This window comes from Buchnera aphidicola (Periphyllus koelreuteriae), assembly GCF_039360445.1.
Taxonomy (GTDB): Bacteria; Pseudomonadota; Gammaproteobacteria; order Enterobacterales; family Enterobacteriaceae; genus Buchnera_J; species Buchnera_J aphidicola_BM.
This window is the reverse complement of the sequence record NZ_CP134981.1, coordinates 336,756-350,777: the sequence shown is the minus strand read 5'-3', so window position 1 is coordinate 350,777 and position 14,022 is coordinate 336,756. Positions and strand designations below refer to the sequence as shown.

The 14,022-nt window shown below is 13.9% G+C and carries 10 protein-coding genes; 1 reads left to right on the top strand and 9 read right to left on the bottom strand.

Features of this window, described 5'->3' with window-relative positions; all coding sequences use genetic code 11:
- Positions 1–48: 48 nt before the first annotated feature.
- The 8 genes from recD to RJT80_RS01560 form a co-directional block, all read right to left on the bottom strand.
- Positions 49–1,848, bottom strand: coding sequence for an exodeoxyribonuclease V subunit alpha (gene recD, locus RJT80_RS01595; RefSeq protein ID WP_343187674.1), 1,800 nt, complete (start codon positions 1,846–1,848; stop codon positions 49–51).
- A gap of 19 nt (positions 1,849–1,867) precedes the next feature.
- On the bottom strand, positions 1,868–5,086 hold the full coding sequence (gene recB / locus RJT80_RS01590) for an exodeoxyribonuclease V subunit beta (RefSeq protein ID WP_343187955.1): 3,219 nt from the start codon (positions 5,084–5,086) through the stop codon (positions 1,868–1,870).
- Positions 5,087–5,133: 47 nt separating this feature from the next.
- On the bottom strand, positions 5,134–5,280 hold the full coding sequence (locus RJT80_RS01585) for a hypothetical protein (RefSeq protein WP_343183440.1): 147 nt from the start codon (positions 5,278–5,280) through the stop codon (positions 5,134–5,136).
- 23 nt (positions 5,281–5,303) lie between these two features.
- Complete coding sequence (locus tag RJT80_RS01580) at positions 5,304–8,414, bottom strand: exodeoxyribonuclease V subunit gamma (protein WP_343187673.1); 3,111 nt, start codon at positions 8,412–8,414, stop codon at positions 5,304–5,306.
- Between the two features lie 112 nt (positions 8,415–8,526).
- Positions 8,527–9,162: a mechanosensitive ion channel domain-containing protein gene (locus RJT80_RS01575; protein WP_343187672.1), complete on the bottom strand. Its 636-nt coding sequence runs from the start codon at positions 9,160–9,162 to the stop codon at positions 8,527–8,529.
- Positions 9,163–9,274: 112 nt separating this feature from the next.
- Complete coding sequence (gene fbaA, locus RJT80_RS01570; RefSeq protein WP_343187671.1) at positions 9,275–10,354, bottom strand: class II fructose-bisphosphate aldolase; 1,080 nt, start codon at positions 10,352–10,354, stop codon at positions 9,275–9,277.
- Positions 10,355–10,381: 27 nt separating this feature from the next.
- Entirely contained in the window at positions 10,382–11,551 is a 1,170-nt protein-coding gene (locus RJT80_RS01565; protein ID WP_343187670.1) for a phosphoglycerate kinase, read from the bottom strand.
- Between the two features lie 233 nt (positions 11,552–11,784).
- On the bottom strand, positions 11,785–12,378 hold the full coding sequence (locus tag RJT80_RS01560; RefSeq protein WP_343187669.1) for a YhgN family NAAT transporter: 594 nt from the start codon (positions 12,376–12,378) through the stop codon (positions 11,785–11,787).
- Positions 12,379–12,642: 264 nt separating this feature from the next.
- Between RJT80_RS01560 and asd the strand changes: the two genes are divergently transcribed.
- A complete protein-coding gene (asd, locus tag RJT80_RS01555; protein WP_343187668.1) occupies positions 12,643–13,758 on the top strand; it encodes an aspartate-semialdehyde dehydrogenase in 1,116 nt (371 codons plus the stop codon).
- A gap of 7 nt (positions 13,759–13,765) precedes the next feature.
- On the opposite strand, the gene RJT80_RS01550 is transcribed toward asd, so the two are convergent.
- Positions 13,766–14,005 (bottom strand): sulfurtransferase TusA family protein, encoded by a 240-nt coding sequence (locus RJT80_RS01550; protein ID WP_343187667.1) that lies wholly within the window; start codon positions 14,003–14,005, stop codon positions 13,766–13,768.
- Positions 14,006–14,022: the final 17 nt, after the last annotated feature.

Genomic DNA, 14,022 nt, shown 5'->3' with positions numbered 1-14,022 from the left:
ATAAAAAAAATAATTTATAAAAATTTATATTTAAAAAAAATATAAATTTTATTTTTTTTTTAATAATTTACTTTTTTTAACTATTGTTTTTTGAATAGATTTTAAAAAAATATTTTTTTTTGAATAAATTAAGATTTTTTTTTTTGCTCTTGTTATTGCTGTATATATTATTTCTCTAGACATAATTCTGTTTTTTTTTAAAGGCATAATTAGAATAATTTTATTAAATTCAGATCCTTGAGATTTATGAATTGTAATAGCCCATGTTGTTTGATAATTTCTAATTAAATTTATTGGAATAATTTTTATAGATTGATCTGGCATAACAAAAAATACTTTCATTTTTTTATCTTTATCTAATAAAGTAATACCTATATTTCCATTAAACAGTTTTATTTGATATAAATTTTTTTTTATAATAATTGGTTTTCCTATATACCATAGTTTTTTATCATATTTTTTAAAATAAGTTAAATTATTTTTTTTAATAAAATATTTAAATATTTTATTAATTCCTTTTACACCATAATTTCCTTTTTTTAACACACATAAAATTCTAATTTTATTAAATAATTTGAATATTTTTTTTATAGATTTTTTTTTTATAATTATATTCCAATAATTTTTGTAAAATAAAAATATTTTTTTCATAATTTTTATATATGATATTTTTTTTTTTAAAATATAAAATTTTATATTATTTAATTTGTTATTAAAAATTTTTTTTTCTTTATTTTTTTTAAATTTTTTAATCATTTGAGAAAATTTATAAATATCAGAATTTTTATTAAATCTATAATTTTTTTTTAAATAACATATTTTATTTTTTAAAGATTTATTTTTATAAAAATTTTTATTTAATTTATTTTTTATAATATTTTCTTTAAATTTTAAATATAATTTATGATGTTTATTTTTTTTAAAATAAATGAATATATCATTTAAAATTGATCCAACATTAATTGAAGGTAATTGATTTTTATCTCCTAAAAATATTATTTGTGTTTTTTTATATGTTAAATCAATTATTTTATTAAATATAAATAAATCTATCATAGATGATTCGTCTATTATTAATAAATCTACATTAATTTTTTTTTGTTTAAAAAAAAAATTATTTATATTATTGTTTATTTTAAATAATTTATGTAATGTATATGATTTATTTGGAATATATTGTTTTATTTTGTTTTGATTTTTATTTAATAATTTATTTTTTTTAATAGATTCTAATATTATATTACTAGATTTCCCTGTTGTAGAAGATATGATTATTTTTTTTTTTTTAGAAATTTTTAAAAATAAAAAAATTATTTTAGAAATTATATGAGTTTTTCCAGTTCCTGGACCTCCTAATATAAATGTAAATTTATTTAATAAACATGATATAATTGCATTTTTTTTTTCAAAATTTAATTTTTTAAATAAATTTGTTTTTATTATTTTATTTAATTTACAAAAATTATATTTTTTTAATTTATATTTATAATTTAAAAATTTATATATTTTTTTTTCTATATTCCATATTTTATTTAAATATAAAATATTTTTATTTAAAATTATAGGAAAATTATTTTTTTTAATAAAATTATTTTTTAACAATTCTTTTTTTATATTCTCTAATGATTTTATATGATTTATTTTATTAAGAATTTTTTTTGTAAAAAATTTTTTCTTTAAAATATTTTTTAAAGATATAAAAGTATAACCTTTTCTATATTTTAAACTTAAATATGCTGAAATTATTAAAATTAATGATTCATTTTTTTTTGAAATATTTTTTGCAAAATAAAAATCTATTTTTTTTAAAATTTTTTTTTTAACCAATTTTTTCATTATATTTAACATAAAGTTTATCTTATTTTTTTTATAAAAAAAAATTATTTAATTTGTTAATTTTTTTTTCTTTAGGTTTATGAAATAAAATTCCATATTTATTATTTTTTCCATTAATTCCTCTTAAAAAAATATAATATATTCCTCCAAAATTTTTTTTAAATGTATATTTTTTTAATTTGTGTTTTAAGAATTTATTTAAAGCTAATGAATATAAATAATATTGAATATTATATCCATTTTTTTTAATAATTCTTTTTAAATTTTTTTTTATATATTTTTTTTTATTTTTTCCTAAATAATCTGATTTGTAATCAATTAAATAATATTTATTTTTATTTTTAAAAACTAAATCAATACATCCATTTAATATACATTTTTTTTTGTAATTATTTTTTATTTTTTTATTTTTTAATATTGTATTTATAATATTTAAATTAATATTTTTTTTTAAAAATAAAGAAAATTCTAATTCTTTTAAACAATTATTTAAATTAATGTTATATAATTTTATTCCATTTTTTTTTAATGGAGTTTTTAAAATATTTTTTATCCATTTTTTTAAAAATTTTATCCATTTAGTTGATAATTTTATTTTTTTAATTTTTTTAATTAAAAAATTTTTATTTATTTTTTTTTTAAAATTAATTTTTTTTAAAATTTTATGAATAAATATTCCATATTTTTTTCCTTTTGGAAAAGAAAATGATGTATATTTTTTTATTTTTTTTTTATTATTTTTTATATAATTATTATGTTTTATATTTTTTTTTTTATTTATTTTTGTATAACTAGTATAAAAAATTTTTTTAAAATTTCTTGAAAAATTTTTATGTATAAACGTTTTTTTTTCTTTTTTTTTTTTTTTAGTATTTAAAACAATTTTATTTTTTGAAGTAATTTTTATAGATTTATTAAAAGAAATTTTTTTTAGTTCTTTTTTAAGGTTTTTAGAACTCATAGGTTTTCCTTTTTGAAGGATATATCCTAAACCACTTTTATGAAAATCTGTTTTATTATTTTTTAATATTTTTTTTTTATTATTTGAAACAATTGGGCTTACTCCTATACTACAATGAAATTTTGCTCGAGTAATAGCAACATATAATAAACGAATATCTTCAGATAATCTTTCTTCTTCTTCTAAAAATATTTTATTTTTATTTTTTTCTAAATTAATATAAGTATTAAATTTTTTTCTATCATGAAAGATATATTTTTTTGATAGTTTAAAATTTGACATAAATGGAATCCATAATATTGGATATTCTAATCCTTTTGATTTATGTATTGTAACTATTTGAATTGAATTTTTTTTATAAATATTTTTTTCATCATATTTTTTATTATTTATTTTTTTTTTAATTTGATATTTAAACCATAAAATTAATGAATTAAAATTTTTAATTAAAATTGTTTTTTTTTCTAAAATTTCTGATAAATGTATTAAATTTTCTATTTTTTTTTTTTTTTTATTTTTAAAAAAATATTTTTTATATATATTACTTTCATAAATAATTTTTTTTATTAAATTTAAAATTCCATTTTTTTTCCATATTTTATAATAATTATTAAATTTTTTTTTTATTTTTGACCATATTTCATATTTTTTATTTAAATTAAATATTAAATAAGAACTTTTTGATATTATTGAAGTAAAGAGAGCTCTTTTTAAATAAAATTCATTTGATGGATTTAAAATAGATTGTAATATGTAAAACATTTCTTGAACTTCAATTGTTTTAAAAATAGATTTTTTATTAGATGTATAATATGAATTAATATTAAGTTTTTTTAATTCTATTTTAATCATTTTATATTCTTTATAATTTTTTATTAAAATACAAATATCTTTTATTTCTAATTTTTTTTTTTTATTAAATGTTTTTAATGTAGAATCTCCATTTTTTATTGTATTAATTAAATAAAAAATATTTTTTGCGCATTTTTTTGAAATCCATTTATTATATTCAAATGGTGTATTTTTTTTTCCAGGTTGTAACCAAAAAGTTATACTAGGTTGTTCTTTATTTTTTATTAAAAATTTTATTTTTTTTGAATTTGTAGAAGGGATTAATTTTTTATATTTAATTTCTTTAAATATAAAACTATTTTTATTTTTTTTAAATAATAAATTAATATTTTTAATTAATTTTTCAGAAGATCTCCAGTTTTTTTTTAACGTATATGTATTTAAAATTTTTGATTTAGTTTTAATATAAAAAAATATATCTGCTCCTCTAAAATTATAAATAGATTGTTTAGGATCTCCTATTAAAATTAAAGATGATTTTTTTTTATTTTTATATATTTTTTTAAATATTTTATATTGTTGAGAATCTGTATCTTGAAACTCATCAATAAAAGCAATAGGAAATTCCTTTTCTATAGATAATGCTAAATTTTTATTATTTTTTAAATTTAATAATAAAAATTGAATGAGATTATCAAAACAAAAAAGTTTTTTTTTTTTTAAATTAGATATTTTTTTAATTTTTTTTATTGCATTAAGTAAAAATATTTCTTTTAAAGAAAAATTTATATTTAAAAATTTTTTTATAATTTTTAAAAATAAAAAATTTTTTATTTTTATTTTTTTTTTAAAATAATTTAATTCATTTGGGATATTGTATGTTGTTGTATTTTTTTTTGACCATAGTGTAATTTTTTTAATCCATCTATTTAGATTTTTTTTATTATAAATTCTTTTATTTAAATTTAAATTTAATAGAATTTTTTTAAAAAAAATTCTATTTTTTTTCCATTGTTTTTTAAATTTTATAATTTTTTTTATATTTTTTTTATGTTTTTCAAAAATATTTTCTTTTTTTTCATTATATATAAATATTTTTGATTTTAAATTTAACCATGGAGAAATTTCAGATAATAAATTTTTTGGATGTTTCCAATATTTAAAAAAAATTTTTAAAATTTCTTTATTTAATATAAAAGTATATTTTCTCCAAAAATCATATGTTGATTTTTTATATATTTTTTGTTCATTATAAATTTTTTTATCAAATGAATATTTATAATTTAAATTATATTTTTTTAATATATTTTTACAAAATCCATGAATAGTATAAATTGGTGCATTATTTATTTTTAAATATGCAATTTTTAATATTTTAATTGCTTTTTTAAAATTTTTAATTTTTTTAAATATTTTTTTATAATTTTTATTTTTAGTTTTTTTATTGATACAATCTTTATATAAATTATAAATATTTTTTGATAACCTATTTTGTATTTCTATTTTTGCATTGTTTGTATATGTAATAATTAAAATTTCTTTAATTAAAAATTTTTTTTTTTATTATTTATTCCTAATAATAATTTAAGATATAAAATTATAATTGTAAATGTTTTTCCAGTTCCTGCAGAAGCATCAATAATTCTTATTCCTTTAAATGGAATAAAATTTTTATTTTTTATTTTTTTCATAAGAATTTTTTAATTTTAAATTTTTATAATATATTTTTATATATTGGAATCATCCAATATTTTGTTATTCTGAAAATTTTTTTCATATTTTTTTTATTCATTGATTTTAAAAATTTTTTAATATATAAATTTTTTTTTTCACCTTGAAAATATGTATTTCCATTCCATATTTCAAACATTTTTTGTTTACTCCATTTTTTAATTTTTTTATTTTTTGAAATTTTTTTATTTTTTTTATTATATATATAATGAAACCAAGTGAATCCTGAATTTATTAAAAGTAATGGATTTTTTAATCCTTGAATATATCCAAATATATATCTTAAAAGATATTTTTTAGCTTTTTTTTTTTTAATATTTTTAAAAATAATTTTATTTTTGAAACCAATATATTTACTATTATATTTTCCTCCATTAATACAATATATTAAATGTTCTATCCAAAAACTTAATTTATCAAAATAATTTAAATTAAAAGATTTCCAACGTAATACTCCATTTAAATTAGAAATATTTTTTAATGATCCATAAATATTATAATTTTTTATTTTTATTAAAATTCTTTTTTTTTTTAATGGAGATATTAATTTTTTTATTTTTAAAAAGATATTATTATTTTTTTTTATTTGAGAATAAAAATAAATTTTTCCTAAATTTCCATAAGGTAAAATTCCTAAACATTTTATTTTTTTAAATAATTTTTTTAAATTTTTTTTTAAAATTATATAATTTAAAATTTTTTCATTTAATAAATAATTATTTTTTTCATCTATATAAAACGGTTCATAATTTGAATTTTTATAAAAATTTTTTTTATAAAATATATTTAATATTTTATGAAAAAAATATTTTATTGGATTTTTCCAAAATAGTATTAAATTTTTAATTTTTATATTTTTAATATTTTTAACAAATATTTTTTTTTTTAATAAATTATTTTTTATTTTTTTTTTATTGCTAGATATATTCCAAATTGAATTAAAACTTTTAAAATTTGAATTATTATAAAAATTTTTTTTATAAAAACTATATTTTGTATGAATTAATAATAAATTTTTAAATTGATTTTTTTTTAAAAAATTTTCTTGAATATATTTTTTAAATTGATTAATTATAATTGATTCTTTGTTATTTTTTTTATTTTTAAAAGAATCATTAATATAACTTATAATTATTTTTTCTGTAGTACAAGATAATAATTCAAGAAAAATAAAATAATCTTTTTTATTATCTTGGATATATTTTTTATTATTATTATTTAATTTTATTAAATCGTCTTTATTTTTTATTTTTTTTTTTGGAAAATTGTTATTCATTCCTAAAATATAAGTAATTTTAAAAGGTATTGTTCTAAATAAATCAAAATTAGAGAATATTATTGAATTTTTTTTTTTTTTTTTTGGGTTTATAAAATTTTTAATTTTATTATTAATTTCATATTTTATAATTTTAATTGATATTTTTTTTTTATATGAACTATTTTTTATTTCTTTAATTAAAGAAATCCATTTTTTTTTTAAAAATTTTAAATATTTTTTTATTTTTTTATGTTTAAAAAAAAAATCATTTATTATTTTTTTATATATTTTTTTCCATTCATAATATTTTTTTTTTTTGGATAATTTTTTTTTCCATTTTATTAATGTTTTAATAAAATAAATTAATTTATTTAATATTTTAATATGTTTTTTTTCATAAATTTCATATGGATAAATTTTATTCCATATTTTTTTTTTTATACCATAACCAATAATTATTTTTTTTAGTCCATATTCCCATGTATTTTGATTAATTTGAGGAAGATCGAAAGATTTTTTATGTTTTTTATTAATTCCCCAATTAATATTTGTATCTGAAATCCATTTTTTAATTATTTTAATTTCTTTTATTGAGATATTAAATTTTTTAGAAATAAATTTAAAATTTAAAAAATTTAATATTTTTTTATTTTTAAATTTACTATCAGGTAAAGATAATATTTTATTCAATATAAACATAATTTGATTTTTTTTATTAAACATTTTTTTATATATTGAATAAGGTATATTATTTTTTTTTATCTCAGATTTAAAAACAGAATTTATATATGGTATATATTTTTGAATATTTTTAGTTTTTATGATTATATCTTTTGGTTCTATTTTTTTATTTTTATTTAAAATTTTTAATATATTTTCTTGGAGTATTTCTATTTCTCTTAAATGACTATAACATTCATGTATTGATATAGAATTATCATTTTTAATTTTTTTATTTTTTATATTTTTATTTAAATAAAAAATATTATTTTTTATTATATTAAGTAATGAATTTTTTTTATTATTTTTATAATTAATATTTATTTTTTTAGTTAGAGATAAAATATATTTCATTTTTTTTAAATTATTTTTCATCCAATTTGAAATTCTTGATTTTTGTAAATAATTTTTTTTTAAATTAATATATTTATATGGACTATATAAAAAAAAATAAATTTTTATTTTTTTACTAAGTGTTTTTATAATATTAAAATAAGATAAAGGAAAATCAATTGGGTTTAATATAAATATTCTATTAGGTAGTTTATTATATTTAATTTTATTTTTAATAAAATTTTTTTTAAAATTTTTTATTAAATCAATATAATTATATTGATTATTAAATTTTTTATTAATATTTTTCCAAATTTTTTTTTGTTTAATAAATATTTTATTTTTATTTTTATTATTTTTATTAAAATTTTCAATTAATTTTGGATTATAAATAAAATATTTATAAAAAATTTTTGATAAATTTTTAAAATATTTAAATTTATTTAACGTATTTTCTTTTTTTTTAAAAATAATTTTTTGATGTTTGACAGATAAATTCATTAATTTCCATAATATATATGATTGATCTAATCTTTTATATTTTATTTTATATATAAATAATTCTAATATATAAAAGATAAATTTTTCTGGTATATAAAATGAAATATTACAAAAAATTCCAAGTATTTTTTGTATGATTTTTTTTATAAATATAGATGTATGTAATTCTGGTATAATAATTATTTCTTTTATAAATATGTTTTTTAATGATTTCTTTTTCATAATTTGACATATTTTTTTTATTAAATAATTAAAGTTATTAGAAGTATATATTTTTATCATAAACAATTTTTTATAAAATATTAAACTTGTATTTAAAGTAATTAAATTTAATTATTTTCTTTAATATTATAGAAAAAAATTAATTTAATTACCAAAATTAAAGTAAATTTTTTTATTTTTTTATAATATGTAAATTATTATTTGGAATATATGGAATTTGAATATTATGTTTATCTAAAGCTTTTTTAAAAGAAAACATTAAATCCCAATATACACTTTGTAATTCTTCTGTTTTACTCCAACATCGTATAACAAATTTTAAATGATATGGAGATAATTCATTTAATCCAATTAATGTATCTTTATTTTTAATTACTCTATCTTCATTATCTAAAACTTTTTGAAGTATATCAATTATAAATTGTGTATCTTTATAATAAGATATTTTTATAAAAATTTCATTTCTTCTAATAGGTGATCGAGTATAATTTATAATTTCTCCTAATAAAACTTTATTATTTGGAATTACAGCGAGTTTTCCATCCATGGTTTGAATTACTGTATAAAATAAATCTATATTTAATACAGTTCCGGATAATTTATCTAAACTAATAAATTCTTTTATTTTAAATGGTTTAAAAATTTTTAATAAAATTCCAGCTGTAAAATTAGCTATCGTTCCTTGTAAAGTAAAACCAATAGTCATCCCTAAAGTTCCGAACGTAGCAATAATTAAAGTTGGTTGAAAATGATTAAATCGACTTAATAAAATAATCATTGCTGAAATTATAAATATATATTTAAGCATATAAAAAAATCCGAATATATTTTAATGTTTGAAAAAATTTTTTAAATATAAAATTTTAAAATTTAAATATTAAACAATTTAATTATTATTTTTTATATTTATTTTAAGTTTTTTATAATAAATTTATTGAATTTAAATTAAAAAATATTTTTTTTAATTTTTTAGAAATATAATTTTTATAATATTGAATCCAATTTCTTGGATCATAATATTTTTTATTAGGTTTATTTTTTCCTTCTGGATTACCTAATTGATGTTGAAGATATTTTTTATTTTTTTTATAAAAATTTAATATTCCTTTCCAAGTAAACCATTGTATATCTGTATCAAAATTTATTTTTACTACTCCATATAAAATAGATTTTTTAATATCTTTTAAAGATGATCCAGAACCACCATGAAAAACAAAATTTAATGGATTGTTTTTATTAATTTGATTATGTTTTTTAACATATTGTTGGGATCTTATTAAAATTTTTGGTTTTAAATCGACATTTCCTATTTTATAAACTCCGTGTACGTTTCCAAAAGATGCTGCAATAGAAAAATTTGAATTAATAGAAGATAATTTTTTATATGCATAATTTACTTCTTTCGGTTTAGTATACAAATATTTTTTTTTTATTTTTGTATTATCTATTCCATCTTCTTCTCCTCCAGTACATCCAAGTTCAATTTCTAAAAACATATTTATTTTACTTATTTTTTTTAAATATTTACAACAATAATTAATATTATTTTTTAAATTTTCATGAGATAAATCTAACATATGTGATGAAAATAAAGGATATCCTTTTTTTTTAAAGTATTTTTTTCCAAATTTAATTAATCCATTTAACCACGGTAAAAGATCTTTATTACAATGATCTGTATGAATTATAATTGGTATTTTATAATGTTTTGCCATTAAATGAATATGTTTTGCTCCTGATATAGCTCCATCTATTGCTTCTTGAAATGAATTATTTTTATTTTTTTTTCCAGAAATAAAAATTGATCCTCCATATGAAAATTGAATAATTACAGGAGATTTTATTTTTGATGCAGTTTGTAAAATTGAATTAATAGAATCTGTATTAATACAATTAATTGCAGGAATTGCAAAATTATTTTTTTTAGCTAATTTAAAAATTTTTTTTGTTTCTATTCCATTTAAAACACCTTTTTTAAAATTTTTTAAAATTTTTTTCATTTTTATATATTCCTAATATTTAAAATTTTATTTTTTAATATATTTTTTTTTAAGCATTTTTATGACTGGTAATTTTTTACCTTCTATAAATTCTAAAAATGCTCCACCACCAGTAGATATATATGAAATATTATTTTTTATATCAAACATTTCTATTACTGCTAATGTATCTCCTCCTCCAGCAATAGAAAAAGAATTTTTATTATTTGAAATTGCATATGCAATTTTTTTTGTTCCATTTCTAAATTCTTTTGATTCAAAAACTCCTACAGGACCGTTCCAAATAATAGTTTTTGCTTTTTTTATTATTTTTTTTATTTTTTTAATAGTTTGATTACCTATATCCATAATTTCTTCGTTATTTTTTATTTCACTTGATTTTTTAATTATATATTTAATTTTTTTTATATTTGTTTGTTTTACTTTTGAATCAATAGGTATTATTATATTATATTTTTTTTTTAATTTTTTTGCTAAATTAATGAAATTTTTTTCATATATTGATTTTCCTATATTATTTTTAATTGCTAAAAATGTATTTGCAATTCCTCCTCCAACTATAACAGTATCTGATATTTTACATAATTTTTTTAAAATATTAAATTTTGTTGATATTTTTGATCCTCCTAAAATAGTTACTAGAGGAAGTTTTGGATTTTGTATACATTTTTTTAAAGATTTAATTTCTGACATAAATAAAAATCCAGCACATGATATTTTTGAAAAAATTCCTACACCATAAGTAGATGCTTCTTTTCTATGAGCTGTTCCAAATGCGTCTATAACAAATACTTCACATAAAGATGCATATTTTTTTGATAATATTTTATCATTATTTTTTTCTCCAATATTAAATCTTACATTTTCAAAAATTAAAATTTCTCCATAATTAATTTTATATTTTTTATTTATATTTTTTTTAAAATGAATTATAACATTTGGAAATTTTTGTTTTAAATAATTTACAATAGGTAATAAAGAGTATTTTTTTTTAAATAATCCTTCTGTTGGACGACCTAAATGAGATAAAATTATAATTTTTGATTTATTTTTTAATGCAAATTTAATAGTTTTAAGAGAAGAATTAATTCTTTCATATGATGTAATTTTATTTTTCTTCATTGGAACATTTAAATCTAATCTAATTAATATTTTTTTTTTATATATATTAATTTTTGTTATATCATTTATATTCATATTTTTAATCTTATATAATTAAGAAGGTTTTAAAATATTTTTTAAAAAATTTTTTAATACAAAAATAAATTTATTGTATTATAAAAATAAATTTTATAAAATTATAAATTTATTTAATATTTTTTTTATAAAATTATATATATTTTTGTAAAAAACTATTTTTAATATATTTAATTATAATATTTTAACATATATTATTTAAAAAAAATTTTTTATAAAATTTTTAATAAAAATTAATTATAAAACCATTTTTTAATTCCATCTAAAAACATTTGAGTAGATAACATAATTAATATTAATCCCATTAATCGTTCTAATACATTAACTACTTTTTTACCAAAAATTTTTAAAAATATGTCAGACATTAATAATGTAATTAATGTAATAGTCCATGCTATTAATAATGCTATAAAAATACATTTTATATAATTTGAATTTTGATGTGATAATAACATTAAAGTTGCTAATATAGATGGTCCAGCAACTAATGGAATAGCTAAAGGAACTAAAAATGGTTCATCTTTTAATATTTCTTTTTTATTTTTTATTTCCTCGTTTGGAAAAATCATTTTTATTGAAATAAAAAATAAAATAATTCCACCAGAAATAGATACTGTTTCAGTTTTTAAATTTAAAAAATTAAGTATATTTTCTCCAGAAAATAAAAAAATTGTCATAATTAATAAAGAAATTAACATTTCTCTAATTATTATTATTCTTCTTTTTTTAGAATTAAAATTTTTTAAAATAGTCATAAAAATTGGTAAGTTTCCTAATGGATCCATAATTAAAATTAATAATATAACCGTAGAAATCATTTTTTTCATATTTTATTCCTATTTTTATAAAAAATATTATTTTTAAATTTATATATAAATAATTATATATTATTATATTTTAATATGAATAAATTATTTTAAAAAAATTAATTATATTTTTTTAAAGAGAAGTATATAATATAAAATTATTATAAAAATTTTAAATATATTTTATAAATTATATTTTTTTAACTTATGAGGATGATTATTTTTTTTTAATAAATAAATGTATTAATAAAAATTTTTATAAAAATTTAATCGTATTTAAATATTATGAAAAAAAATGTTGGATTTATTGGATGGAGAGGAATGGTAGGATCGGTTTTATTAGAAAGAATTATTAAAAAAAAAGATTTTTCTAACTTTAATTTTATTTTTTTTTCAACCTCTCAAGTGGGTTTAAAAAATCCAAATTATAATAATTTTTTTAAAAATAAATTTTTAAAAGATGCATACAAAATAGAAGAATTAAATGATTTAGATATTATTTTAACATGTCAAGGAAGTTCATATACAAATAAAATATATTATAAATTAAGAAAATATGGATGGTCTGGATATTGGATTGATGCTGCTTCAGATTTAAGAATGCAAAATGATTCAGTTATTATATTAGATCCAATTAATAATAAAAATATTATTAAATCTATTGATAAAGGAATAAAAACCTTTGTTGGTGGAAATTGTACTGTCAGTTTAATGATGTTAGCTTTAGGTGGTTTATTTAAAAAAAAATTAATTAAATGGATTTCTTTTTCTACCTATCAAGCAGCTTCTGGTGGAGGATCTGGATATATATTAGATTTATTGAATCAAATATGTTTTTTAAATAAATATTTTTCTTATAATACTTTTATTTCACAATCAATTTTAGAAATTGAAAAAAATATTTCAAAAATTTTTAAAAAAAATAATTTTCCAAAAACTCATTCTATAGTACCTTTAATTTTAAATTTAATTCCATGGATTGATGGTGAAATGAATAATGGTCAAAGTAAGGAAGAATGGAAAATGGAAGCAGAAACTAATAAGATTTTATCTTTAAAAAAAAATAAAAAAATATTAATTGATGGAACATGTGTGAGAGTTGGTTCTTTACGTTGTCATAGTCAATCTTTTATAATTAAATTAAATAAAAATATAGATTTAAAAAATATAGAAAATATTATTTCTAGTAATAATAAATGGGTTAAAGTTATTAAAAATAATAAAAAAAATAGTTTAGAAAAATTAACTCCATTATCCGTTACAGGAACTTTAAATATTCCTATTGGAAGAATAAAAAAATTAAGTCTAGGTAATAATTATTTTTCTGCTTTTTCTATAGGTGATCAATTATTATGGGGTGCTGCAGAACCATTAAGAAGAATGTTAAATTTTTTAATTTAATAATTTTTTATTTTTTTTTTTTTATAATATAAGAATATGGAATTTTATATGTTTTAGATTTTAACAAAATAAAATTTGAAAAATTACATAAAAAAACTATTTCTTTTTTAAGAGTAATATCATCTGAAATAATTAAAATAATTTCTCCGATTTTTATTGATCGGAGTTTTTTTCTTAAAAATAACATTGTATCCGGGCATCTATAACCATTTAAATTAAATATTTTTTTTTTATTATTTTTATTCATTTTTTTATATTATTTTT

Excerpts from the sequence above, each read along its gene's own strand:
- RJT80_RS01565 (WP_343187670.1), bottom strand. The coding sequence starts at position 11,551 with ATGAATATAAATGATATAACAAAAATTAATATATATAAAAAAAAAATA.
- RJT80_RS01550 (WP_343187667.1), bottom strand. The coding sequence starts at position 14,005 with ATGAATAAAAATAATAAAAAAAAAATATTTAATTTAAATGGTTATAGA.
- RJT80_RS01575 (WP_343187672.1), bottom strand. The coding sequence starts at position 9,162 with ATGCTTAAATATATATTTATAATTTCAGCAATGATTATTTTATTAAGT.
- RJT80_RS01560 (WP_343187669.1), bottom strand. The coding sequence starts at position 12,378 with ATGAAAAAAATGATTTCTACGGTTATATTATTAATTTTAATTATGGAT.
- fbaA (WP_343187671.1), bottom strand. The coding sequence starts at position 10,354 with ATGAAAAAAATTTTAAAAAATTTTAAAAAAGGTGTTTTAAATGGAATA.
- RJT80_RS01585 (WP_343183440.1), bottom strand. The coding sequence starts at position 5,280 with ATGAAAAAAATAAAAAATAAAAATTTTATTCCATTTAAAGGAATAAGA.
- RJT80_RS01580 (WP_343187673.1), bottom strand. The coding sequence starts at position 8,414 with ATGATAAAAATATATACTTCTAATAACTTTAATTATTTAATAAAAAAA.
- asd (WP_343187668.1), top strand. The coding sequence starts at position 12,643 with ATGAAAAAAAATGTTGGATTTATTGGATGGAGAGGAATGGTAGGATCG.
- recD (WP_343187674.1), bottom strand. The coding sequence starts at position 1,848 with ATGTTAAATATAATGAAAAAATTGGTTAAAAAAAAAATTTTAAAAAAA.